Origin of the sequence: Pseudomonas bubulae (assembly GCF_037023725.1) — a bacterium.
GTDB lineage: Bacteria > Pseudomonadota > Gammaproteobacteria > Pseudomonadales > Pseudomonadaceae > Aquipseudomonas > Aquipseudomonas bubulae.
The window spans coordinates 5,017,097-5,041,912 of sequence record NZ_CP146077.1; the positions used below are offsets into that span (position 1 = coordinate 5,017,097).

At 54.5% G+C, this 24,816-nt stretch carries 17 protein-coding genes; 7 read left to right on the forward strand and 10 right to left on the reverse strand.

Going from position 1 to position 24,816, the window contains the following annotated elements; genetic code table 11:
* Positions 1-121 precede the first annotated feature (121 nt).
* On the forward strand, positions 122-1,393 hold the full coding sequence (locus V6L81_RS23130) for an integrase domain-containing protein (protein WP_338660353.1): 1,272 nt from the start codon (positions 122-124) through the stop codon (positions 1,391-1,393).
* Between the two features lie 129 nt (positions 1,394-1,522).
* Here the strand turns inward: V6L81_RS23130 and V6L81_RS23135 are convergent, their stop codons facing one another.
* The 4 genes from V6L81_RS23135 to V6L81_RS23150 form a co-directional block, all read right to left on the reverse strand.
* On the reverse strand, positions 1,523-2,782 hold the full coding sequence (locus tag V6L81_RS23135) for an RES family NAD+ phosphorylase (RefSeq protein WP_338660354.1): 1,260 nt from the start codon (positions 2,780-2,782) through the stop codon (positions 1,523-1,525).
* A 241-nt stretch (positions 2,783-3,023) separates the two neighbouring features.
* Complete coding sequence (locus V6L81_RS23140; protein WP_338660355.1) at positions 3,024-6,176, reverse strand: AAA family ATPase; 3,153 nt, start codon at positions 6,174-6,176, stop codon at positions 3,024-3,026.
* Positions 6,173-6,847: an ABC-three component system middle component 1 gene (locus V6L81_RS23145; protein WP_338660356.1), complete on the reverse strand. Its 675-nt coding sequence runs from the start codon at positions 6,845-6,847 to the stop codon at positions 6,173-6,175. Before V6L81_RS23145 ends, V6L81_RS23140 begins: the two co-directional genes overlap by 4 nt.
* Positions 6,844-9,303, reverse strand: a complete 2,460-nt coding sequence (locus tag V6L81_RS23150; RefSeq protein WP_338660357.1) for an ABC-three component system protein — start codon at positions 9,301-9,303, stop codon at positions 6,844-6,846. The genes V6L81_RS23145 and V6L81_RS23150 overlap by 4 nt, the downstream gene beginning before the upstream one ends.
* 304 nt (positions 9,304-9,607) lie before the next feature.
* On the opposite strand from V6L81_RS23150, the gene V6L81_RS23155 reads away from it, so the two are divergent.
* From V6L81_RS23155 to V6L81_RS23180, 6 genes are all read left to right on the forward strand, one after another.
* Complete coding sequence (locus V6L81_RS23155; RefSeq protein ID WP_338660358.1) at positions 9,608-9,943, forward strand: hypothetical protein; 336 nt, start codon at positions 9,608-9,610, stop codon at positions 9,941-9,943.
* Positions 9,944-10,083: 140 nt separating this feature from the next.
* Positions 10,084-11,052 (forward strand): DUF932 domain-containing protein, encoded by a 969-nt coding sequence (locus V6L81_RS23160; protein WP_338660359.1) that lies wholly within the window; start codon positions 10,084-10,086, stop codon positions 11,050-11,052.
* A gap of 127 nt (positions 11,053-11,179) precedes the next feature.
* Positions 11,180-11,674: a JAB domain-containing protein gene (locus tag V6L81_RS23165; RefSeq protein ID WP_338660360.1), complete on the forward strand. Its 495-nt coding sequence runs from the start codon at positions 11,180-11,182 to the stop codon at positions 11,672-11,674.
* Between the two features lie 100 nt (positions 11,675-11,774).
* The gene (locus V6L81_RS23170) at positions 11,775-11,951 is read left to right on the forward strand and encodes a hypothetical protein (protein ID WP_338660361.1); all 177 of its coding nucleotides are present in this window, start codon (positions 11,775-11,777) and stop codon (positions 11,949-11,951) included.
* Positions 11,952-12,196: 245 nt separating this feature from the next.
* On the forward strand, positions 12,197-12,649 hold the full coding sequence (locus tag V6L81_RS23175) for a hypothetical protein (protein WP_338660362.1): 453 nt from the start codon (positions 12,197-12,199) through the stop codon (positions 12,647-12,649).
* A gap of 29 nt (positions 12,650-12,678) precedes the next feature.
* Complete coding sequence (locus V6L81_RS23180; RefSeq protein ID WP_338660363.1) at positions 12,679-13,254, forward strand: hypothetical protein; 576 nt, start codon at positions 12,679-12,681, stop codon at positions 13,252-13,254.
* Between the two features lie 113 nt (positions 13,255-13,367).
* Here the strand turns inward: V6L81_RS23180 and V6L81_RS23185 are convergent, their stop codons facing one another.
* The 6 genes from V6L81_RS23185 to V6L81_RS23210 all read right to left on the reverse strand — a co-directional run bounded on the left by V6L81_RS23185 (position 13,368) and on the right by V6L81_RS23210 (position 24,672).
* Entirely contained in the window at positions 13,368-14,081 is a 714-nt protein-coding gene (locus V6L81_RS23185; RefSeq protein ID WP_338660364.1) for a SprT family zinc-dependent metalloprotease, read from the reverse strand.
* Entirely contained in the window at positions 14,081-17,179 is a 3,099-nt protein-coding gene (locus V6L81_RS23190; RefSeq protein ID WP_338660365.1) for an HsdR family type I site-specific deoxyribonuclease, read from the reverse strand. Before V6L81_RS23190 ends, V6L81_RS23185 begins: the two co-directional genes overlap by 1 nt.
* Before the next feature lie 248 nt (positions 17,180-17,427).
* On the reverse strand, positions 17,428-19,470 hold the full coding sequence (locus tag V6L81_RS23195; RefSeq protein WP_338660366.1) for a DUF262 domain-containing HNH endonuclease family protein: 2,043 nt from the start codon (positions 19,468-19,470) through the stop codon (positions 17,428-17,430).
* The gene (locus tag V6L81_RS23200; protein WP_338660367.1) at positions 19,467-20,957 is read right to left on the reverse strand and encodes a DUF262 domain-containing protein; all 1,491 of its coding nucleotides are present in this window, start codon (positions 20,955-20,957) and stop codon (positions 19,467-19,469) included. Before V6L81_RS23200 ends, V6L81_RS23195 begins: the two co-directional genes overlap by 4 nt.
* A complete protein-coding gene (locus V6L81_RS23205) occupies positions 20,954-22,255 on the reverse strand; it encodes a restriction endonuclease subunit S (RefSeq protein ID WP_338660368.1) in 1,302 nt (433 codons plus the stop codon). The genes V6L81_RS23200 and V6L81_RS23205 overlap by 4 nt, the downstream gene beginning before the upstream one ends.
* 2 nt (positions 22,256-22,257) lie before the next feature.
* The gene (locus tag V6L81_RS23210) at positions 22,258-24,672 is read right to left on the reverse strand and encodes a type I restriction-modification system subunit M (protein ID WP_338660369.1); all 2,415 of its coding nucleotides are present in this window, start codon (positions 24,670-24,672) and stop codon (positions 22,258-22,260) included.
* Positions 24,673-24,816: the final 144 nt, after the last annotated feature.

The following is a 24,816-nucleotide window of genomic DNA, read 5'->3' on the forward strand; positions in this document are numbered from 1 at the left end:
CTTAAGCACCATTAGCGTCCACGGACGTCCTGCAGAATCCACGCCATTCGGTATTCCACATGGTATTCCAAGCCCTACAGTGGTAATTTTTGGAATACCGAATGATGTCGTGGAATACCCCATGTGTGCCCAAGCCACCCGCCTCTCTGATCGCCAACTCAAGGCTGTAAAGCCAAAAGACAAAGATTACGTTCTCAGCGATGGGGATGGATTGCAATTACGAGTGAGAATCAATGGCTCTACGCTGTGGAATTTCAACTACCGACATCCGGTGACCAAGAACCGTATCAACATGGGACTCGGCACCTATCCAGAGCTCTCTCTCGCACAAGCGAGGAAGAAAACGGTCGAAGCTAGAGAACTTCTCGCCCAGGGCATCGACCCGAAGGAACAACGTAGCGCGCTGGAGCAGACAAAAAGGCAGGCAACCGAGCACACATTCGAGAACGTGGCGTCTGCCTGGTTTGAACTGAAAACGGATTCTGTGACTCAAGCTTATGCCGAGGACATCTGGCGCTCGCTCACACTGCATGTCTTTCCATCGCTGGGAACAACACCTATCTCGCAGATCAATGCCCCGATAGTCATCGAGCTGCTGCGCCCTTTGGAAACCAAAGGCAGCCTGGAGACAGTGAAGCGACTGACCCAACGACTGAACGAGATCATGACCTACGGCGTGAACTCGGGAATGATCTTTGCCAATCCGCTCAGCGGCATCCGGGCCGTTTTCAAAAAGCCGAAAAAGCAGAACATGGCAGCCCTCCGTCCTGAAGAACTGCCAGAACTGATGGTGGCCATCGCCAATGCGAGCATAAAAAGAACAACGCGCTGCCTGATCGAATGGCAACTTCACACCATGACCCGCCCTGCGGAAGCCGCAACGACGTCCTGGGCTGACATCGACCTCGACAAGAAAATCTGGACGATCCCAGCGGAGCGCATGAAGAAGCGACGCGCTCACGTAATACCGCTGACCGAACACGCACTTGCTTTGCTTGAGACGATCAAACCCTATAGCGGTCACCGAGATTATGTGTTCCCTGCTGATCGAGACCCGCGAACCCACTGCAACAGCCAGACGGCAAATATGGCCCTGAAACGCATGGGCTTTGAAGGTCGATTGGTGAGCCATGGAATGCGCTCCATGGCCAGTACCATCCTGAACGAAAAAGGGTGGGATTCGGAGCTGATTGAAGTCGCTCTTGCGCACGTGGACAAAGACGAGGTACGTAGCGCCTACAATCGCGCGAATTACATTGAGAGAAGACGCCCCATGATGGTCTGGTGGAGTGAACACATCCAACAAGCCGCCACTGGAAGCTTGTCAGTTTCAGCCATTCAGGGACGCAGAGTATCCGTCCGGGCAACACACCTTCCTGACGCCGTTGCTTGAGGCGAAGTTGTCCACCTGAGTTTTAAGTGGACACCATTGCCCTTATGCCTGGGGTCAGGTAGGTGTGTTGCCCGGACGGTTACCGATTTTCGTCCAACAAGCCGGACAGAGATAGGATCCACTCACTGATCATTCCCAAGCACACGAGCGTATCTGTAAAGGAGATGAATCTCGCTGTGCAAGCGGCTCTTCCTCCATATCAAACTTGACTCCTTTTACAGCGTGCCTACTTAGGCTATCAGGTACGTACTCTATCCCGGGCACGCTTGAGGACTTCGGCCCAAGGACAAAACCGCGATCCTTTTTGATTACGATTGTGGAGGTAGCAGCGCATGCCACATGAGAGAACAAGACAATGTTGTGACCTCCTTCATTCTGCACAGACTTGAAGATGACTCCGTCAAATCGAGGGTCGTACTGGGTGGCAAGGTACTCTGCTACGACCTGGGTAATCAGGTAGTTCTTCTCGAAACCTGGGAGAACAGGCACGGTGATTTCGTTATGTAGATCTCGCAGAAACTCCTGACGACCCGATTTTTCGAAATATTGAGGATCGAAAAAACTGGGCCGCTGCCCCAGATCAGCTTTCTCAAAGCGCCCGAAGTCCAGCAACCGCACTTCACGCGTCAGTCGAAACTCGCCGCTGATGACGGTACCACCTACCGGGGGACGCAGCTCAGCCACACATGTTTCGCGCTCGAATGCGCCGTAAAATGCAGGAACGCCAGCGGGGTTCATCCGTCCTTCGCCAGATTTTTCTTTGGGCGGGGCCGCAAGATTGGAGGCAGGATCCCGACTGATCGACTCGACAGCATCAGACGTCGTACACGAGCGGGCCCGATAGATTGGCGGTGCGTCCTCTGGAGTGAGTATCCGCACCACCGAGTCATCGCGCGATGAGCAGGAATAGCTGTCTAGACCTTCGAAGAGCCAGCCTAAAAATTTCTTTGCGCTGTCGTTGAAGTAGCGATTGCCGTGCCTTACACCATCCCCGAATTCATGCCACTGCCTTTCCACGGCATACGGTAAAAAAGGCATCCGGATATAGGACGTATCCCGACTATAGGATTGACCATCGAAATCATCACAGACTACCTGGACAATGGGTTCGATATTGTCGCAGCCAAATATTTCGCTGACCCAATACTCTACGTAGTCTCCCTGCTGACCGTGACGTAGCTCGTTACCGCTCCAGTAACGATGATGCTCCCCCTCACAAATGTATTTGCCTAGGACAGCCTCCACCTGGGCTGTCACCTGGGCTAACGGGATGCATTTGCGCGTTACGCCACACAAGCTGCAAGGAGCGGAGACCCCGCTGCGTTTGATGCGCCTCTCCAGGTACGGCTCTATGACGCATCTAAAGCAAACTACTTTCTTCACAACCATGGCAAACAACTCAGTCCTTTGAAGGATTATCTGATGGAGACTTTATGTGGCGTCGTTCAAAGCTCTAGACGCTAAGGGCATGAAAAAATACGCATGCCTGGACTGAGCAACCTGAGCCGACTACGCGCAGAGCCGAGGCGTTTCTAACCAAGCGGCAGCTCAATAACCCAACGCTTCGGCCGCTACCGCCCCGATATACCTTCCTCTCCATGCTCCGTGTTACCTGGTACGGCTTTCCTTTTCAATTACGGAAGAGCCTGTGATCCGCTGAGTTGTCATTATGCTGGACTGCTTGTCGCATCCTGTAGCTCTGAAGGATTTCCGACGCTGCAGTGTTGTTTCGAACCTCATACGAGACACCTCCTGGCGCGGCAGAAATTAGCTGTACCACTGTGCAAGGCAACCCAGCAGCACTAAATTTTCTTTCAACAAATTCGGTTTCAGCACGATCGTGACTCGACATTAGGACTTGGTAGCCCTCCAACTCAACGAGGTTGCGCATCACGTCCGTGAATGCAGCGGAGTGGATCACATCGTTGTGTTGCAAGGGATCATCCAGAAGGAGCGCACGCCACCTCGACCACGGATAAGAGACACTAGCACTACACAGTATGCTGAAACCGTTGGCAGCTAACTGCCCCTCGCTCAAGATGAGTTGGGGATTAAGATTCCGGACTTCGGGAGCGCCGCCATCCTGCGCGCGACGACGGATACGGGCGCTAAACTCGGTTCGGTCGGCGAAATAGTCCGCATTAAAGAACACTGATGTCCCGGGACTGGTGAGAAGAGCATCGTTGAAGGCGCCGATTAATTCGTTTAGCGGGCGCAGGAACTGATCCGAAAAGGAGTCAGCCTCATCTTGCAGTCGTTCAGCAAGACGGCGGATCGCCTCATGTGCTGCTTGAATTCGGGCGGCCTGAGACCGGGCGGCCGTAACCGCAGCCACAATGGCAGTACGATTCGTCTCGACCGACCCAGTCCCGATCTGTGTCGCTACCATCCCGCGCAAATTATCTAACTCTTCCCGACCAGTAGTGGCCTCTAGTGCCGCGACCAATCGCTGCCGCTCTGACTCGATTGCGTTGAGGTCAAATCGCCGACTGCCGAGCTCTGCCAGCTTGCGCTCGAAAACTGCTTGAGCTGGTGGCGGCATTAACCCATGCGACGACCACATATTGGTCAATTCTGTAATCTGCTTCTCAAATTCGGCCCAAGCCTGTTCCTGCTCGGCCAAGGCCCCGCTCAGTCGCATATCTTCTACTTTCGATGCGGACAACACTTGGAGCTCGACAGCATGTAAGCCATGTGCAGTTTTCTGCGCAGCATCGACCTCATCGATGTCTGCCTGAACCTTGGCTAGCATTGCGGGAACGCTTTCAGGGCTAAGCCCCTCTTCCCCTCCCCTTACTTGGAAGCGCCGCTCGGATCCCGCCAGGTCTGAGATCGCACGCGCGATTTCATTGCGCAGTTCAGCAACATCCGCCTCAAACTCTTGCAGCCGCTCATGGCACTGGTTTCGCTTGTGCTGCATCTCTACCGCCCCTACTTCCATCGAGGCAAGTGCCCTTCGCGCAGCGTCGAGCATAGCTTCCCGCTCACCCAGCCGGTCAGTTGCCACCGCGGCGATATCGCTCGCCGAGTCCATAAGTTCCAGGCGCGCGAACAGTTCGTTGCGGAGTGTATCTAGAGCAGTTTGCGCATCATCAACTTCGTGTGTCGCATCATCTATTTCGGCCACGGCTCTGACGGCTGCCGCTCTTTGATTCTGAGCAAACTCCAACGCTACCTGCGCCTCATCAAGTCGTGCTTGCGCGACTGGGAGCCCCTCGTCCGCTTCCTTAGCGGAAAACTCGGCAAGTTTTTTGAGTTCGCCGACAGGGAAATGCGATTTGCATAGAGGACAATTGGTGTCATGGTCTCCAAGATGCGCAGAAATTGTCGCCAGTGCACTTGAAATAATCCCGGCACGCTCACGACGCTCTTCAAGCTCGAGGCGCCTACTATCTACGAGAGATCTGGCAACCACTTCCAACTCTTCATACTCTGACTCAGAAAGTTCAGGCTCATCGTTAACCGCACGGTCCTGTTGCAGCAACGCATCCAAAAGCCGGCCTTCTAATACAGACAGCTTGGCCGACTCTATGACCAGTGCCTGCGCTGCAGAATGGCGCTCCTCGGCAATAGCAACAGCGGCACGCGCGCTCTGCAACGCCGCAATTTCATCGTCAGCCTTTGAGCACTCCAGACGAAGCTCAGCAATCGAGGCTTCAATTTCCGAATTTTTTTCAACAAGCGTAATCTGCCGTTGGGTAGCTTCAGAAGCCTCGTTCAGGTCGGTCTGAGCGCCTATAAGAGTCGCCATACGCTCTCTCAGGCGCTGGCCTCGCTTGGAGATCTCGCGCCAATTTCTATCCAGGATCTCGACCGAGGCCTCCCGCGCCGTAAGCGCTTCCTCGCTCTCAATCTTTGCAGCACGTAGTGCTACGAGCGAAGCGCTCGCAGCGGACTGCCGACTCGACAAATTGGTATGCTGCTCAGGAATGCGAACCAGCTGCATGAGTCGGCTTTCCGCGACTTCTATGGCCTTATTCGCGTCGACAATCCGAATCCGAAGCTCCGTAAGGTACTGCTCCAGATCGACTGCGGGATGAGCTATCGCTCCATCTGTCACAAGCGACAGGCGTCGATTAAGATCCTGAACCTCACGGATGATTTCACCCCGAGGAATAGCACCGGCCGCTTCAGCCTTCCCCTCCTGACGCCGTAATCGCTCAATTAGCGCATCCCACTGGGCGAGACGGTCCTCATGCCGGCTCAACTCCAGCGCAGCGGTTTCGGCCTTTCGTTTCAGGGCTAGCGTTGCTGATCGGCCGCGCAGTCGCTTGCGTATGTGCTCTAGCCGCTCGACTCCGGAAGGAACACGAAGGGCGTTCCACTGCTCGGGAGCCTCTCTCGACATGAATCGCTGTTGTGACCCTTGCCCCAAGAAATGAGTGAGTGCCAAGTAGGTGGAAAGATTATCCACCTGCTGTCCCCAACCAGGACTGACGAGGAGACTTTTCAAGTCTGGATCTGAAGTTCCACTAGGTCCATTGGGATTACCTTCACGCTCGACCTGATGACCATCGGAGAAACTCAGACTGACAGCGTGCGAGAACTGTTCCGCCCCCTCTCTTGTCAGATAATCAGCCTCGGTGTTACCTCTACTGAGATACCGTTCGAAGTGCTTTACCTCTGACGTCAACCCCCACTCAATCGCGTCGAAGAAGGAGCTTTTTCCTAACCCGTTCGGCCCGGTGATAATGACGAGGCCGGGAACGCCTGCAAGCTCAAGATCGAAACTCCCAAATGTGCGGAAGTTGCGAAGTTGGATACGTTGAAGATAGAGGCTCACGGTAATACCTCCGACCAAGCGTCTACGAGTGCATCCATAAGTTCAGCTCCATCTGCCAAATCAGAGTCAGCCAGTTCAAACCAACGATCAACCACGGACTGCTCGATTCCAAGCTCAGCCGCGACGTCAATAAGCGCGCTCAATCGGTCTAATGGAGCCGCAGGCTGCGGTGGTAAAGCTTCCCAAGGGCGAGCCAAAAACGTACGAGCTATAAAACCAGCGAATGCCTCATTACGCTCGTCTAAGCTCTCGGGCGGCAACCACACAAGCTTTCTAGCAACACGGTCATCGCGCTCAATCGCCAAGGCGAGCGCTCGCCATTCTGGATCATCCTCACTGCCGTCCGGCCCCACGAGCCAAAGCTGTAGGTCCAGAACCTGCCCTGGGGGCAAGTGGGAGCGAGCAACCACACCCTGATTACGATATCGACGGACACCATCACGAACCAACGCAACATCGGGCGAAATAGGCAGACGACCAAACAAGATCGGAAAACGGCCTATGGTTACGGTGGCGATATCGACAGGTAGATGCGAGCCCCTCAGCACATCCTCGCCAGTACCACCGCGAAAATCCGCCGACGCCAACTCATTTCGAACCACTGCCTCAAGATCTAATGCTCCTGCAGCGGAAATTACACGCGACACAAAGTCGCTCAACAGCTCGCTCATGCTTGCAATTCCCCTGTATCAATCTGGGCTTGCCACTGTTGGCGCAACCGAGTTTCAGTGGCGGCAATATGGGCAACGACCGCTTGCCTGCCGATGCCCAATGCTCTCTGAAAACTGGCATCGACACCAAGGATCACATTGCATGGAGTAGGTGGTGCGTCCATCCTCATGTCTCCCAGTCCAGCATCTGACAAGGATAGTTGGCCGGCTTGCTCAAAACTTGCTGGAGCATTCAGCTCTGAAAGCAGGACAAAGGATGTCTGCCAGGCATGAAGACTAGCCATTAATGTGATGCTCCGACCTTCGATTAGGTCTGCACCAGAGGCATATATGGTGGATATTTCTGTACCATCCTCAGCACGGTTGTCGAAGTTACCTGGCGCCACACTCCGGGGAGATGAGTTGGGCCAAGCCTCAGCAGTGGCAAGTGCGAGAGTAATTGTTCGAATGATGTTCGCCATTCTTAGCGGGCCCACCAAAACCTGTCGATCGGTGTTGTCGCCGTCGTCCTCCATCGTGCATGCAGCCAAGCGGAGTAGCCTGCCAAGCAAGGCCAAATCGGCTCGCAGGCGAATCCGCCAAGCAGTCCACCTCCGAGCCATTTCGGATCGTAAAATAGGCTCAATCCTCCACGTTACCCAGTTCGCTGCCTCGCTGCCTGTCGTGAGGTAAGTCATCAGATGTTCATCGACTTGATCAAGCGTCCAAATGTCCATACCTGCATGTAGTTCGGCCGCGACCACATCAGCATTGATGATGACTGACTGCATGTGCGCAGCAACTGCTGCCCCTATGATCGGAGACGGTAACGAATGAGCATGTGGTGATCTTTGCGTCAGCGATGTTAACCATTCGTTCCAGCAGCGTTCGTCAGTCTCCATACGAACCTGCCGGGCGTGAATAACAAGCCTGGCGACTGCACCGGCTAAGCTCCCAAGATCGGTCGGCTTGGCCCCACACTCGAGGTTTAATGCACGATCGGCGTTTCCCCACCAGCCCAACAAATCAATCGGGCTAATGCCGCCGGACCAAACAATCGAAGGTGGTATGTCGGCGAGACCGATCCGCACCCGTTGAGGCTGTTGTTGCACCGCAGCAGCAAGCAGATGACGCGAGACCGGAAAGTTAGCGGCAGCAAGACCATGGTCGAGCTCTTGAGCCGCGCTAGGGAATAGGTGAGGTGGGGAGTGACGCTTTGAATCAGCAGCTAACCAGTTCACATGATTCGCTTCATATGCGGCGCGAATATCCTCGAAGGGCCTAAAAGCCTCTAACTTGGCCGCACCATGCCGTATAAACAACTCATCGGCCCTGATCTCTGTTCCAGAAACAGAATAGAAGCCCTGACGTGCAATGTCCGCTGAAATCGCACCTGGTAGGTGCCTAACCGGTAGGCCGGCATCACGCGCAGCGGCGAATAGCAGATATACCAATAGACGGTTGAGCGCTGAAGTTGGTTGCGCCAACAACTCATCCCGCTGAGTATTAAAGATAATATTTACCCGATTACGGAGACGACCTGCGATTTCGTCAATCAGACCATCATCGCGTAACCGAGGGCCTACAAATCGACCGTACGCCGCGAGGAAGTCGAAGCCCCTTCCGAACTGCTCTGCTTCAAGATCAATTTGCAATAATGCCTCAGAGATCTCTTCAATTCCTGGCCACGTTGTCACCAGATCAATTAAGGCCGTGTGATCAAAATCTTGAAGCGCAGCAGCGCAAAGATCGATTAGCCCTCCATCCCCGGCCCCGGAGATAAGTATGGTTGTTTCATGATCGGCATATCGCGGTGCGCCAGGGACACCCCGGTCAGACCAGTATGAGTTCCAAGGCGCATTACCAAGCGGGCGCTCTCTCCCAAAACCAATTGCAATGAACACAGCGTCATAGTTCGTAGCCGAGGGATCACCGCCTCGCGCAGGCTGGTGCCGGACGCGATAGGCGGCCACACCGGCGCGTTCGATGGCGGTGACTTCGCGAAGCAACTTGATGAGTAGCGCATTAGGGCGATGCGCTTGAAGGGTTCCGAACTGACGCATAACCTCGCCAGCGACTGAGTCTGCTGTACCTGCGCTCCAGTTGAGGAATGGTAAGCCAGCACTCTCGTCACGAGCACCTTGCCGAGGCCATTCGTAAATATGGGGATGAAGGTTGCGCTGTGAGCAACCTCGCTGCAAATGTAGGGCATGCTCCTCGCGCTCGAACACGTCGACATGACAATCTGGTTTCAGGATTGACAGGCCTGCGGCAACTGATAATCCCGCGGCCCCTGCCCCAATTACAGCAAACCTCCTCTTGTCCCGCAGTATGCCATTAGCAACCAGAGCACCTGCTAGGTTGAAGCCTCGGACTTGCTGTGAGTAGAACGTAATGCGGCTGTCGTACGACCCTATCACGTAGATCGATGGCCAACCGGGTACCTCCGCACCATTGATCGAGTCCAATTCGTTCATTGCAATCCCTAGTAGATCGACATGAAGCCTAGGCACGTCGCCTCTGGCGCTAGGTGTCCGAGGATACTAAAGCGCGCACTATGGAGCTAGTGGGTAGGTATCGAGCCTCTGCTTCTCTTAACCAGGCGCATTCGAATCAAAAAAGTCGCAGTCATACATCACGAACCTGCACCAATCCGCATTGACCATCCAGTCCCAGTCACGACAGTTCAGCCCATCAAGCAGGTCGCTTAGGCGACCTGCTTGATGGGCTCTATGCCCGTGCAATGACTTCATCCCGACTCTCTCGACAGGCACCCTGTACATGACCACTCAATGCCCACGCTGTCACTCCACCGCTGTCATCACCAAGGATTTAGCCAGGAAAGTCGGCGCCCTTATCGGCACCGTCGGGGGCGCCGCCCAAGGAGTCACAGGCGCCATGGCTGGCGCCGAGGTTGGCGCAGTCATCGGTCTCGTGGCTGGCCCCGCCGGTGCCATTGCTGGCGGTATGGCCGGAGCCATTCTCGGCGGATTAGCCGGAGCGGCGACCGGCTGTATCGCGGGCGCCAAACTCGGCGAAGTCATCGACGAGCGGGTTTTAGACAATTACGCTTGTCTCGACTGCGAACTGTCGTTTAGCTGCCGTCATTCCGCTTGAACTGCTCGTCTCCCGCTTGACGCCACTGCTGCTCTCCATCTGATCCATCGCCCCCCCTCTCTATCAACTCCCCGCACGCCAATTGATTCCTGCTGAGTACTCAGCGGCTTCGCCGTGCGCCTATGAAAAGGAAGCTCCCCATGGCACACCTCATCGAACAAATGGCTTACGTTGGCGCTACGCCTTGGCATGGCCTGGGCAATCAACTCTCGCCCAATCAACCGCTGGAAGTCTGGCAACAAGAAGCCGGCATGAACTGGCAGATCCAGGAATCGCCGGTACGGTTCATGGCGGATACTGTCGGCCATCTCGGCACCATCCATTCGTTCCCCGAACAGAAAGTGCTTTACCGTTCGGACAGCAAGGAGGCCTTGTCAGTCGTCTCACAACGCTACCAGGTGGTCCAGCCGTGTGAAGTGCTGGAGTTTTACCGCGATCTGACCGAGCGCTCCGGTTACGAATTGGAAACCGCCGGCGTCCTGAAGGGAGGTCGAAAACTCTGGGCACTGGCGAGGACCGGACAGTCGACTGCAATTAAAGGTAATGACGTGGTAAACGGCTATCTGCTACTGGCAACGTCCTGTGACGGCACACTAGCCACCACTGCAACTCCCACCACCGTTCGCGTGGTCTGCAATAACACACTGACCATATCCCTAAGCGGAGCCACCCGCGCAATTAAGGTTCCACACAGCACGCACTTTGATTCGCAGGCAGTAAAAAAACAACTAGGCATCGCCGTCTCGCAGTGGGACGAATTCATGTATCGGATGCGCGCCCTCGCGGAACGCAAGGTTCAGTGGACTGAGGCCATGAGCTTCTTCATGGAGGTGCTGTGCGACACGAGCGCGCATGACCCCATTCCCAATGTACTGCCCAACAAACGAGCTATGGAGAAGGTACAGAGCCTGTATGAAGGTAAAGGCCGAGGATCTGAAATGGAGTCCGCTCGCGGAACAGCATGGGGCTTGCTGAACGCTGTGACTGAATACGTGGATCATGAAAGACGCGCCAGGAGCTCTGAGTATCGAATGGACTCGGCATGGTTTGGACAAGGCGCAGTAATTAAACAGAAGGCACTCGATGCAGCTTTACAACTCGCTGCGTGAGCCACAGCAATACCGAGCGCTCTCACCTAAAGGGGCGTTCGGAATCATTCAATCCCGACACCCAACTCCCAGTAACTGCGCCACACACCCTCTAGTGCTTTCACGCGTTCGCGATAGGAATACCAGCATGAAATATCCCAAGCTCAAAGCCGGTAAAACGCCCGACACCTATGTCATCGAATCACCAGTCACCGAGGCCGACATCCTGCAGATGGCTCAACAACTCGCGATGTATCGTCTGTCTAAAGGACGGGCGTTGACTGAGCGTAGACTCGTCTTCAGCCACCTACAAACGCTGCTGCAATTCCATGATTACGAGGTCCTTGCTTTGTTGCTGCTCGATACCGAGCACCGGGTTATTGGCTTCAGAGAACTATTCAGGGGCGCATTGGAGGTTGCCTGCGTGTCCTCTCGGGAGGTGGTCAAGATCGCCTTGGAGCACAACGCCGCCGTAATCCTGGTTCATAACCATCCCTCCGGCGACCCGGAGCCTAGCCAGGCTGATCGCACGCTGACCACCACCCTCAAGAATGCACTCAACATGGTTGGCACCCGGATATTGGATCATGTGGTGGTGGGCTATGAGGGTTGCATATCGCTGGTAGAACGGGGAGATCTGTAGGAGCGTTTGCCCTTGGCATGCGCTAGCCAAGCCGCCCCGGCAGATAGCAACTGATACATCCGGCCCGCAACCAACATCGCCTCAACTCTAGGAGAGTCCAATGGCGTTAATACGTTTCCTGGCCACACTTCTCATCTTCATTGGTGTACTGGCGAGCGCTTCAGCAGTAGTGTTTGCTGTGATCCTAATGTTGCGATTCCCGCCGATCTTGGTCGCAGTTGGTATTGCCTTCCTTTTCTTTTACTGGGTGCTCAAGCACTTCCCCAGCATCGAGTAAACGACATAAAGCAGACAGAGACTGTTGATCAGCTCTGCCTGCTTTTATTTTTTCTTTTTTTTCTTTTGTCGTCTGAGCTATGTTCACTGAAATATCGGAAGGACTCAGCAGCTGGCAATTCAGTCCATTACGCCAGCGATGTGCGGGATAGCCTGCTTCGACAGCTCGACTTCCAATACCGATGCCTGGGCTTTGACCTCGGGGTGAGATTCAGTCAAACGGCTACAGCACCTGGATAAGAAAACATGTTCGAAGTTATCACCGATCTTCGCCAAATCTCGGCGCACAATCGTAAGCTCACCACTCGCCTAAAGAAGGCTTTCATCCACGGTGAAACCCGCGAAATCACTTACCCTTCTGGGCACATGTCGGGAAAGGTTTTTTTTGAACATGACAGCGGCTTCAGAGTCCGCGGTTGGTCGCCCTGCAAGAAATGGTCGGACAAACACATGAACTTCCTCGTCATGGGCGAGCCCAGCTCCACTGACTGGCTCGATATCACTGTGCAACTTAACTTCCCAGCCGAGGAGTACAACCGAAACCTAGCCGGGGCGTTCGTAAAGGACGAAGACGGGGAATTGTTTTTGGCACATCGTGGCAAACTCACCAAGGGTATGGGCGCCCTGAAAAAAATCTGGTGCTCGAGCGCTTCCCAAACTGCATCACTGCCAAGGATGGTAATCAGACCAATCAGCTGATCCTCATAGCTGGACTGGACTCTCCTGACATGATTGATCGACTGTTTGAGTTCGCCGTCGAGGCTCGCCATGTGGCGACCGAACTTGGCGCGATCAAGCTTGCCAACACGGGAAAACGAACACCGTTCGAGCGTACAGACAAACAGCCGCCCGCTATTGTGGCCGATAAGCAAACGCAGCGCGCGCACAAACTTGGCGCCTACTTTGAAGAATTTTCAGGGGAGAGCTGGGGTAATAACTACACCGTCTCAGGCAATCGCGTGGTCGAACACGGCGCCATAGTCAGCGCGCTCGCAGCTCAGCTTCAGACCTCTGGCACACTGCAGAAGTCCCAGGCCATCGACTTGGCTATAGTCGGTGAACACTATGTCGACCTGTACGAGGTGAAAACCTCCGCCAACACGACCAACATCTATACTGGCCTCGGCCAGTTGATCTTGCATGGCGAGGCCATTGCCGATGAACTGCGCTTCCCGGTACGCCGCTACCTGGTCCTACCTGAACTACCGCCCGAGCGGCACGCCCCGCACATCGCAGGTAAGGCGGAGATCAAAGTTATTACCTACCAGAAGCTGGACACCGGGTACCAATTCGACGGGATTTGACTCCATCCGCGCCAGCGCCCCCTACGCCTGAGGCGCGCCAGCCTGCCCCGTACTCCACTTGTCAGGCCCCCAGGCCTGGGCACTTACATATCAGCGCCGTGCCCCGAATTCGCTCAATACCGCCACTCATCATGCGCTAATGGGGACGAATTCAGCCGTGACTTACTCTCCTTCCAATGGGGCAGGAAGTCGTCCATCAGCCGCACAAACCGCTGGTTGTGGTGCCGCTCCAGCAGATGCACCAGTTCATGCACCAGAATGAACTCAAGGCACTCAGGAGGCTTTTTCGCGAGTTCAAGATTTAACCAAATCCGTTTAGCCTGAGTGTTACAGCTGCCCCACTTGGTTTTCATCTTCTTGATTCCCCAGAAACTTGGGCATACCCCCAGACGCACCTCCCAGTCGCCAATCAACTCCTGCACACGCGCCTTGAGCTCGACGCGATACCAGTCGTTGAGCAAGTGCATCCGTGTTTTCAGATCGGTTTCTGGCCGTACATAGAGCCTCAACCGCATTTTGCTGCGTTTAATTTCTGCTTTACCAATACGCTCAGTCACTTCGAGTCGATAACGACGACCCCACAAGTAATGGGTTTCACCAGAGACCATCTTTCGCTCAGTCTGGCGCGGCTGGGCGGCGAAATCTTTCTGTTGCTTGCGAATCCAGGCCAACCGCTGAATCACGGCAGTGCGTACTGCTGTATCGGACAAATGCTCAGGTGCCGAGACACGCACCCTGCCCTGTGGCGGCAGAACGCTAATGTGCAGGTTCTTGATCGCTTTGCGGTTGAGTTCAACCTCAAGACTGCCGATATGAACTGTCGCCATTAGCGATAATCCTTCTGGGCTTTGATCAGCTCCATGAGGTTAGGAATATCGACTTTATACCCTGCGCTTTCCTCGCGGATGGCATTGGCCAGTTCACGTTCCTTGAAACGATCACCAACCCAGTCAGCTTTCTTGGTATAGCGCACTGCGGTATCTATGCGGGTCGCCAACACCTCATCCCGATCAAGGTTGTCGTACAGGGCACGTTTGGCCGATGTATCAATTGATCCGGGATACTGGTGTTGGCTGTTACTCCCAGGACTTTTCACCTTGCGAGCCAAGTCTCGAATTTGCTCAAGGTACTCCTGGTAATCCAATGCCTTCTGCCGACGCAATTCGATCAACTCATCCAGCAGCACAGACATCTGCTCGTAGTATTTGGGGTTTACTGGGTTTTCATCGACGATGGTTTTGCGTACGTTATTTTCGATGGTTTCGGCCATGGCATCGGGATCTCTACGCAGATCCTCAGAGACATCCTCCAATGCACCTGCGCCTTTCTCCACCACCAACTCAATCAGCCCCAACTCCTCGAAGTCCATCAATACTTCACTGTCATCAGCACGGACATACATGTCCAACAGCTTACGCATCGCCGGCTCGAATCGCTTCATCTCAACCAGATCGCCACTGGCGAGCTTCACTTCATCGCGAACCTTTTCAAAGTGAATCACGTCAGCCCGGATAGTTTCTTCCTGAGCTTTGTTGTAACCCGCCTCAAGCATCTCATTGGCCAGGTTGGCCCAGGCACGCAGCAGCTTTGCCACGCTGTGATAAAGCGCCAGTCGCAGGGCTTCCTTCTCAGGTAGGTCGTCCTTGTTCTCTCCCGACACGCCGCAGAAATAGTGTTTGTAATCCTGCATGTTGCGCGGCGCCAGCACCGATTCACAGAGTGCGCGCACGGCCTCCAGGGCGTTATCCAGATCCTCTCGCGCCTGGACCAAACGATCTTTCAACAGGCCGGCGACATCTTCCTTGTCATACTTGTCAAAAGCCCCGGCGGTGTAGTCGGTAATGGCCTTATCCAGGGAGCGAAACAGATCCTTATAGTCGATGATGTAGCCGTACTCCTTGTCATCACCATCCAGGCGATTGACTCGGCAAATTGCCTGGAACAGGCTGTGATCGGCCATCTGCTTATCAATGTACAAGTAGGTTGCCGGAGGCGCATCAAACCCCGTCAACAACTTGTCGACCACGATCAGCAGACGCATTTGTCCTGGTTCGTTAATGAAGCGCTGCTTGACTTGCTTTTCGAACTCTTCAACGCGTTTGGCTGCTTCCTCGGCGGGTTGGTCAAAGTAGTTGGCCAACATGCGCCGGTAGATTTCGTATTTGGCCAGTTTTTCTGTCAACCCTTCGCCAGTCTCTTCCCCCTTGATCTCGGAGGCCATCGGCTTGTAGCTGGTGACAATGGCGCATTTGCCAGCGAGGTCTGTCTCACTGAACAACTCATAGACCTTGCAAGCCTGATAGACACTGGCGCACACCAACATGGCGTTACCCCGGCCATCCATCAGGCGCGGCCGCGTGTCCATATCAAGCATGATGTCATTGACGATCTGCTCCAGCCGCGACTTGCTGGACAACAGTTTCTGCATCGAGCCCCATTTCTGTTTGAGCTGGGTTTTGCCAAGGTTCGACAGGCCTCGTGTCTTGGCCTCAAACCACTCATCCACCTTCTTCTGTGAAGTCACACGCTGGTCGATATCCCGCGCCTCATAGCGCAAGTCAAGCACCACACCATCGGCCACTGCTTCGTCGAATTTGTAGGTATGAATAAAGGGGCCAAAAATCTCGATAGACTTCTTCTTGTCCTTCTTCATCAACGGTGTGCCGGTGAAACCAATAAACATGGCTTCCGGCAGAATGTCCTTCATTGCCTCGTGCAGCTTTCCCGACTGAGTGCGATGGCATTCGTCAACGAACACATAGAGATCGCCTTTGACACGAAAGTCTTTGGGCAAGCTGTTACGCAGCTCCTCAATAAACGCATCGGCGGCTTCTTCACTCTCCGACTCGCCATGGCGACCAAACTTGTGCACCAACGAACACACGAGCCAAGGTACGGGCATATTCAGGGTATCGAGCAGATCAGCACCGCTTTTACTGCGTAGTATTTCCTCATCAACACCGTAGAAAACCTTCTCAATCTGCTCATCCAACTCGGTACGATCGGTAATGATCAGCACGCGTGAGTTCCGAATATTTTCCCGAATCCACTTGGCCAGCCAGACCATGGTCAAGCTCTTACCGGAGCCCTGAGTGTGCCAAATGATTCCGCCTTCACGTCGAGCCAAAAATGGCTTGCTCGCCTCAATACCGAAAAATTGGTTATGCCGGCAGGTCTTCTTGGTACCAGCATCAAACACAATGAAGTCATGGATAATCTGTAGAAAGCGCTGTTTATTGCACATGCAAGCTAGGTGGTCATCGAGCAAATAACCGGAAGACTCCGTAGTGAGTGGCTCTTTCCACTCCAGGTAGTACTTCTCTGGCGTTTCGATAGAGCCGTAGCGCAGCCCTTGGGTGTCGTTCCCAGCCATAACCAGCTGCTGGGTGCTGAAGAAATTGCGTATGAAGTCTTTCTTCTGATTGTCCAGGTTCTGCCGGATACCTTCGGAGACTGAGACCGAGGAGCGCTTCAGCTCAATCACACCCAGAGCAATACCATTCACATAAAGCACAATATCCGGGCGCTTCTTATTCTCGCCCTTGATCGACACTTCTTCAGCGATAGCGAAGTCATTGGCTTCGGGATTGTGCCAGTCAATCAGCCAAACAGTTTTGTTCTGCTCGCCAGCCCCCTCTTTGTCTTTCACGCCATAGCGCAACAACTGGTACACCGCCTTGTTGGCGTCATACAGATTCTTGCCTTCACCCAACGCAGCGGCCACATCCAGCTGGCGCAACACACGTGTGATCAATGCGTCACTGATATCACGCCCTTGCAACCAACGACTCAGCAGACCGGACTCAATATTGCGGTTGCCCTCACGCGAATGCCAGTCGCCAAGATGACTCCAGCCGAGTTGATCCTGGAAAAAACGGGCGACACGTTGCTGAGTGGCGCGTTCGCGCTGGCCAACATTGCTCATGCAAGACTTCCTTTCCAAATCCGATCCCTGCTGCTTAAGTCGATGACAAGCTGCTGCCTAACTCAGCTACAACTCGCTATCACGATCAAAGGACATTCTAAAGCACCCAGAAAATCAGGCGAATCAGGCATTATCATGGCCTTGGGTAAAAGCCTGCCGACCAATGTTGCCAGCATGGTGTCACGCGTCACCCAGAGAGCTTACCCCCGAATCGAACGCAGACAATGCAGCGTGCATTAATCCGCAGGCTACGGTTTTTCAGGCTGCTCGCTGAAAGACCTGACGTAGTGCTCACGCACCGCAGTCAGCATCGCCTCCTGATGAAGCTTGGCCTGTGTATCTCCCCAGGACGTGCCCGCATAGATTAAATCCATCTTCAGCGAGTCTGGCCGGCTCTCGTGGTTGCGCTTGTTGAGGTAGCGCTGGCGCTTTTCATTGAACGGCAGATTGCTGTATTCGGAGTTAATGCTGCGTGATACCAACGCCAAATTGCCGAACCGGTTAAGCCAATGCACGGATACCTTGTTGGTATCCGTGCTCTGCGGCCGCTGGGGCGAGATATGCTCGACGGAATTTTTCGCAGTAAACCGGAAATTGCTCCACAGCGGCCATTCATTGCGCTGTGTGTACCAGAGTACGAAGTCCTGCTTGTAAAACCAGTAATGAGGGAAAGCGACTCCGTAGTCTTCTTGCAGCAGGGCGTCAAACACCAGATGGCCAGCTCTGCGCCAGGGCTCCTCCATGAACCAACGAGTCCGGACAACTAGACTCTCGTCATTGCTGTCACCCAACAGCTGGTTGTCTAGGTGACAAAGATAGTTGAAGAAGCGCTCATACTCTTTCCCCTCGCTTCTCACCCCTAGTGACTGCTTGTGAATGAAATACAAAAAGGGTGTCAGCCAGTAATGTGTGGTGATTTCCTGTGAGTGATACAGCATGCCCTGCAGCAGCGATAACCCTTGGTGAGCGGCGCTCTCCCGACTGCGATTGATGTAACGCTTACTATCGCTGCCGGATATCGAAGTCAGACACACCTGGTGGACCTCCTCGTCACCTTGGTCCACCCACTTGATCACATACTCATCCCATAAGACTCGCAGACGCCAGAGCATATCGATAAAGCTGCGGGCATTCGCTTCACGGGTAAATTCTTCCCCCCTGGCAAAAAATGCCTCATCGAATAGGGCCAGCAACTGTCGGTCCAACAGACGCTTCAGATCGCCCTTGCCATTCTCGTGCAGCCAGATGCGCAGCGTGTGCTGTAGAAACAACGGAAATCCGATGATGCTACGGGCCCAAGGCTCTTCCCCCTGGTCAGAGCTCGAATCGGAGGCATGATCCAAGCTTTGCTCTCCATCAGCAAAGATGCTTTCCAGGGTAAGTCGCGCCTCTGAGCTATCGTCCAGCGGGCTTGGCTCTCTGTATGAAAGAGCTGAATGTATCGCGGCAGTATCCGCCAGTTTTCCGGAAGCGTAGAGCGCCCCCAGCTGATTGGCCTCCAGGTGCGTTTCTGCACATAGATTGCGCTCAACAAAGCCACTCATATCTGCGCAGGCACCCCAAAGAGCCGCGTAGCGCGCACGGTCAGCAGCTGCAATGTCTTGGAGCAGTCGGGCCTTGAGAATCTCGTGATGTTGCAGCTGCACCCCGCGATTATTGATAACCTCAAACAGCTTGTTGAGATCCATACCCTCAGGCACTTGGGTCAGCACCAGCTTTACCTTGCGATACACAAAGTCAGCCAGCCCGCGCAGGTAGTCCTCATCAACAGCACTGCCATTCGCGCGCACGTAGGTGGCTGCAAAGGACATCATCAACTGCTGGGCGTGGCGCATGCTCCGCGTATCGAGCGCTTCATCGACCAACGCATCAGTGTCGTGCATAAGACTGTTCAGATACACATTCACCTGCTCGCGGATGGAAAATCGCAGTCGCGGCTGCGATCCCCGCATGAGCCGGACAAAACGGAAAGCCCCCATAACCTCACGCCAGACAGCGACGGTACTGAGTAGCCAGAGCGTGGTGAACCGCTGCTGACCATCAATCAGATCAAAACGGCGCAGCCCCTCAGCACGATCCTGTTGAACGGTTTTCTCCACCAGCAGGGTACCGCCGAGGAAAAATTGCTCTTCATCCCGATCGTAGGCATTAGCGATGTCAGTAAGCAGCGTATTGATCTGATCCTCCCCCCAGACATACAGCCGCTGGTAAATGGGCACATTGAAAGACCAGGCGGCGCCTGGCTGATCGACGATCTGCTCCAGCGTGTACAACTCAGACGTGATGCTCACGACCAATCCCTCTTGATCACCGACTCAACCCAACTTGGCTTGTCAGCCAGACGCTCACAGCCCATACCGGCCTCAGGGTGGAAATAGTTAAGCACGGCCTGCTTGTAGCGCCCCTGTACTCCTTTACCTATAACCACCTGTTCATCACGGTAGGGTTCGGCACATTGCCGCTGCTGCTGGTACAGGTATTCCAACACCTGCCGGGGATGATGGCTTTGAGCAATCACATCCAGCAGATTGAGGTCGCCATCCCTGAAGAAATTGGCCGCCGTTTCCTGACGCACCTGCTGCTTGTCGAGACGAATGGCCCCGAGCAGAAACTCCAGCCGCAAGGCAAACGCCATGAGCTGCTCATAATCGAACTGATCGACATACAGCAGGCTGGCGAGGAGGAAAATCTCCCGCAGGTATTCCTGATTGCTCCGCAGCAGCTGCGTGTAGAGGCTACGAAAAGCGAGCAGGCGCACCTCTGCGGTCGGCTCATTCATTAGCGACTGCAGCAGCGCCGCGTACTTATCGGCAAATAAGAAAAAACCGATGCCCTGATGAATAGGCTGACGCAGCGCCATAGGCAGATTAGCGGGGTTCTGGCTCAGCAGCAGGCGGCTGCCCTGCAGTTCGCGCTCGCCATCGGCCTTTAGTGTCAAGGTTGTGGCCATCCGGTTATGCCGGCAGGCATATACCGGCAGGGTGTCCAGGCTAGAGCGGGCGTCATAACCCAGAGGCCAGGTATTGGTCTGGAACTCCTCCAGTATGGAATCGTGCCGACCGTTCGGCACCTGGCTGCCCCGCCAACGCCGCGCACGCCAGAGAAAGCGATTAAACAGATTGGGCGCGAAGTCTTGACCCGGCGAGAGCACCGCCGGATGACGCTGAATGTCCTCCCAGCGCTCGGCGCAGTATTGCTCCAAACCATGGCGCTGCCGCTCATGACCTCCGGCTTGGTCTATGGCGCGCAGATGAAAGGCTTTAAGCAGGTCGGTGGCGTGCAGGCGCACACCTCGGTTGTTCTGGGTGTCGAAAAAGGTGAAGGCCTGATCGGCACTGTCGACCACAATCACGGTAAACAGCAGGCGATCGAAAACCGAGGTATCAGGCAGTTCGGCACATTCAGCCAAAGCCTTAGCGGCCTGACGAATGAAGCGCGACGAGTGTGCCGAGTAGCTGAGAGCCTGCCTCTTCGGCAGACTGCCGGTAAGCTGGCGATGCAGTACCGACAAGGCGGTGATGCGCTGCTGGCCGTCAATGATGAAGCGCAGCTGCTTTTTGTCATCCGCATGCAGCAGCAACGTCCCCATGTAGTACGGCAAACTCTGACGTGACTTCTTCTGATACTCAGCCAGATCGCTGGCCAACTGAGTCATTTTGGGTTTATCCCAGACAAAGCCACGCTGGTAGCTATCCAGCGCCAGCGGCCACTCACTGGCGACCAGAAGCTGATTAAAGCTTAACGTCTTAACCGAGACAGGGTCACGCGCTGCCGTCATACTAATCGCGTCCTGCCGGTCAGGAGTTCCTGCATCATGCCTTGTTTGATTTGGCGGGTTTTGGACAGGCGCTGTTCGAGGGTTTGGATTTCACCATCTATATCTGAAAGGATGGACGCGATGGCGGTTTGTTCATCTTTTTTTGGAACTGGAAGTGCAAAACGCGCCAGCTCCCTGGCACCTAGATTGGGCTGTGCAGCTCCACCAGCCCAGAGTTCAATCATCTTCTCGCAGAGTTCCGAAGCAAAATAACAAATCAGATACTGCAGTGACACCCTCTCTTTTGCTCTTACAATAACCAAAGAGCTAGCAATAGCTCCCAAACCAAAGTCTTCACTTACTAACCCATACTTTCCAAGCGAACCACGCAAGCAAAAAAGGATATCTCCTGGCCTAACCTTACCACCCCCTAGCCGACTGTAGGCTTCATCCGTTATATAGTTCATACAATCCAGGCTAATCACCCCATTAGCGATATGGCCCGCATTAATAAACGGAACCCCACTTCCTACAAATGAATTTGGTGACGGATAGTTACTCCCTCTATCACCGTTTTCGAAAATACACACATCACCAAGACTTAATAAATCCCAATCCTCCGGAATCTCCCCTAACTCCGTCTGCTTGGTCCCTCTAGGGCAGCCATCGGGACCGGTGGCGAATTGCGGCAGTTGAGTGCGGCCGGTGAGCAGTTGCTGCATGGTGGCGGTTTTAATGGCCTGTTTTTTGGCGATCAGGTTTTCTAGGCCATTGATCAGGGCATCGACATTGGACAAGGCGTCGGCAATGGCGGTTTGTTCTTCACGGTCAACAGGAATATGAATACTTTTTTCTAGAATATCGCCCCTGGACAGCCCTGGTATCAAACCTGTAGCTGCACCACTGAAAAAATCTTGCTTGCTTGATATTAACTGATAAACAAACCGCTCATCCCAATTACGCACACGAACCGCCATAAGCTGCCGACTTATGCAGTATTTTGTATCAGCCAATGTTAACGAACCAACCCCCGACCCCTTTACAGTGATGAGAATATCACCTGCATCACAGATAGCACTTGGCCGAGTTGTATACTTTGTTAGTTGTATTACGCCATTAGGAAAGTCTGCAGGGCCGGTTAAGTATGGCGTGCCAATACCCTGATTATTGCAACAGCTGGCCATCACGTGGTTACCTGAAAGCAGGTCAACACCATCACCTAACTGAGCGTATTGCCAACCGTCTAAACAGTGCAGACCTCCATCAGCAGCCGTACTCACAAAGTACAGGGCACTCACCTCCTCGACTGCATCCTTCATGCTCACGCCTCCAGCCCCATAGCACGCAGATACTCAACAACCCGCTTACTCCGGCTTTCGACCTCGGCAGTCAGCTCCGGCAAGGCACAGGCATAACGCTGTTCCAGCTCGCGCACACGATTGGTCAGTTGCTGGGTAACCCGCTCGATCTCGGCCTCGATACCGGCCTGCAGGCTGGCTAGCCATTTGTCCTCGATCAACAGGGCTTGAACATCGTCCAGGCTGAGCGCGGAGTATTGGCGGAATACAGCCTGGTCCAGAGCCTCTTCGTCGCCTTTCAGAGCATTCTTTGCGTTGGCCTCGGCATCGAACAACTTCTTCGCTTGCTTGAGCGCGGCAACTTCTTCCGGGTCGCTGGCCAACCTCTGCCGTGCGGTCATGCTGGCCTTAGTGACTTTGTCCTTGTCGTTGAGCGCCTCGTTGAGCAGGCCATCATCACCGCAGTGTTCTTCCAGGTAGCTTTCCAGTTCCTGGCTGGCGTTGTCGTAAGCCGCTTGCAGTTGGCCAATGCGCGCCACCTTCTGCGGGAAGAAGCGCATGCTGATCAGAGCTGGCGGAATCAGCTCGGCCTTGTACTTGCTCTTGCCGATGACTAGATCCGGGGTTTCCTTAAGCTTTTCGCCTTTCTTGGCCACCAGCTCGCGCAGCTGCCTACCGGCGGCCCAGTCGTCCTGCACCAACACGTAGACGTCGTCCTGCATGGTCTCGGCCCAGTAATCCATGAGGATCTGATAAACGTCGTATTTACTTAGAAGAGGGATGGCGCTATAGCGCTCCAGCAGGTCTTCAGAGATGCGATGAATTACGGCTTTTGGCTTGTCACCGGGGTGGATGCTGGCCAGGTTGCTACTGTCCCGCCATTGCTGGAACGGTGCCAGGCTACGCTCGGAAAAGGCAGTGAATTCCGGGTGAGCAAGGATGGTGCTCTTGACCTGATTGGCCCCTACGAGGGCATCACAGTAGCCGGCGCGGCCTGGCTTAAACAATGTGGCACGCAGGCTGGGGAACACCTGCCAGAAACGCTCAAGGGATTCGATGTCGGCATTGGGAATACCGCCCTGCAAATGGGCAGACAGGTCGTGCAGGTCTTCCGGCTCACTGGCGTCAATATAGCGCGGGATGTTCAGGTTGTAGTCGTTACCGGCAAACTCGGCCAACGGCACCATGCGGCTGTAGCGCGGCAGCTGCAGCTGCCTGGTGAACACGTCCACCACCTTATGAATGTCCTGATCGCGCAGGCGGTTCTTGTTGCCGTCCTTCTTGAAACCTTTGCTGGCATCGATCATGAAGATGCCGGTGCGGTGTTTTGCCTGCTCCTTGTCCAGCACGATGATGCAGGCAGGAATGCCGGTGCCGTAGAAAAGGTTGGCCGGAAGGCCGATGATGCCCTTGATGTAACCCTGCTTGATCAGGTTCTCACGGATTCGCGCCTCGGCATTGCCACGGAACAGCACGCCGTGGGGCAAAATTACCGCGCCCTTGCCGGTGCTTTTCAGAGACTTAAGGATGTGCAGCAGGAAGGCGTAATCACCGTTTTTCTCCGGCGGGATGCCCCAGTTAAAGCGGCCGAACAGATCCTCTGTGGGATTTATGCCGCTGGTCCAATTTTTGTTCGAGAATGGCGGGTTGGCCACGGCAAAGTCGAATAGTTTGAGCTGGCCGATAGGGTCCTTCCAGTGCGGATCGGATAGGGTGTTGCCCTTCCAAATCTTGCCAGTGGCGTTATTGTGCAAAATCATGTTCATGCGCGCCAAGGCAGCGGTGGCGTTGTCCATCTCCTGACCGAAGATCGACAGACCACGCGGCGCTTCGTCACTGGCTTTAAGTAGCAGCGATCCAGACCCACAGGCCGGGTCATAGACGCTGGCGTCCTGCGGCGTGTCATGGCTGATGCCGACCACTTTGGCGACGATTCGAGAAACTTCCGAAGGGGTGTAGAACTGGCCCTTGCTCTTGCCCGACTCGGTAGCAAAGTGGCGCATCAGGTATTCGTAGGCGTCGCCCAGCAGGTCGTCACCGTCGGCGCGGTTGCTGGACATGTCCAGCCCTTCGAAAATGCCGATTAGCTTAGACAGGCGGTCGACCATTTCCTTGTCTTTGCCAAGCTTGTCTTCATCGTTGAAGTCGGCGACATCGATCACGCCCTTGAGGTCGTTCTCCTCGGCCAGGCGACTGATGATGGTGTTAATGTCTTCACCGATATTCTTGCTGCCCTTGAGTTCCACCATGTCATCGAAGCTGGCCCCCTGTGGCACCAGGATCATGCCATAGGGGTCACCCTTGAATTTGTCCGACACGTACTTCATGAACAGCAGGGTCAGGACGTAATCCTTGTACTGGGAAGCATCCATACCGCCGCGCAATTCGTCGCAGCTGGCCCAAAGGGAGGAATAGAGAGCAGTTTTCTTGATGGCCATGGGATTCCGTGTTCAGGGCAACAGCTAAGGCAACTCTTGCCTTAGCACAATGATGCAATTTTCAGCGTTCCTAATTATCACATCTTGCATGGCACAAGACGATCAACGATCCAAGCTATTCCTCCTTGCAATGCTGAAGTCCGC

What these genes read in the sequence shown, in the direction of transcription:
- V6L81_RS23205 (WP_338660368.1), bottom strand. Translation starts at nt 22,255, where the DNA reads ATGAAGGATGCAGTCGAGGAGGTGAGTGCCCTGTACTTTGTGAGTACG.
- V6L81_RS23160 (WP_338660359.1), top strand. Translation starts at nt 10,084, where the DNA reads ATGGCACACCTCATCGAACAAATGGCTTACGTTGGCGCTACGCCTTGG.
- V6L81_RS23145 (WP_338660356.1), bottom strand. Translation starts at nt 6,847, where the DNA reads ATGAGCGAGCTGTTGAGCGACTTTGTGTCGCGTGTAATTTCCGCTGCA.
- V6L81_RS23175 (WP_338660362.1), top strand. Translation starts at nt 12,197, where the DNA reads ATGTTCGAAGTTATCACCGATCTTCGCCAAATCTCGGCGCACAATCGT.
- V6L81_RS23135 (WP_338660354.1), bottom strand. Translation starts at nt 2,782, where the DNA reads ATGGTTGTGAAGAAAGTAGTTTGCTTTAGATGCGTCATAGAGCCGTAC.
- V6L81_RS23170 (WP_338660361.1), top strand. Translation starts at nt 11,775, where the DNA reads ATGGCGTTAATACGTTTCCTGGCCACACTTCTCATCTTCATTGGTGTA.
- V6L81_RS23200 (WP_338660367.1), bottom strand. Translation starts at nt 20,957, where the DNA reads ATGACGGCAGCGCGTGACCCTGTCTCGGTTAAGACGTTAAGCTTTAAT.
- V6L81_RS23165 (WP_338660360.1), top strand. Translation starts at nt 11,180, where the DNA reads ATGAAATATCCCAAGCTCAAAGCCGGTAAAACGCCCGACACCTATGTC.
- V6L81_RS23155 (WP_338660358.1), top strand. Translation starts at nt 9,608, where the DNA reads ATGACCACTCAATGCCCACGCTGTCACTCCACCGCTGTCATCACCAAG.
- V6L81_RS23130 (WP_338660353.1), top strand. Translation starts at nt 122, where the DNA reads ATGTGTGCCCAAGCCACCCGCCTCTCTGATCGCCAACTCAAGGCTGTA.
- V6L81_RS23150 (WP_338660357.1), bottom strand. Translation starts at nt 9,303, where the DNA reads ATGAACGAATTGGACTCGATCAATGGTGCGGAGGTACCCGGTTGGCCA.
- V6L81_RS23190 (WP_338660365.1), bottom strand. Translation starts at nt 17,179, where the DNA reads ATGAGCAATGTTGGCCAGCGCGAACGCGCCACTCAGCAACGTGTCGCC.
- V6L81_RS23185 (WP_338660364.1), bottom strand. Translation starts at nt 14,081, where the DNA reads ATGGCGACAGTTCATATCGGCAGTCTTGAGGTTGAACTCAACCGCAAA.
- V6L81_RS23210 (WP_338660369.1), bottom strand. Translation starts at nt 24,672, where the DNA reads ATGGCCATCAAGAAAACTGCTCTCTATTCCTCCCTTTGGGCCAGCTGC.
- V6L81_RS23180 (WP_338660363.1), top strand. Translation starts at nt 12,679, where the DNA reads ATGATTGATCGACTGTTTGAGTTCGCCGTCGAGGCTCGCCATGTGGCG.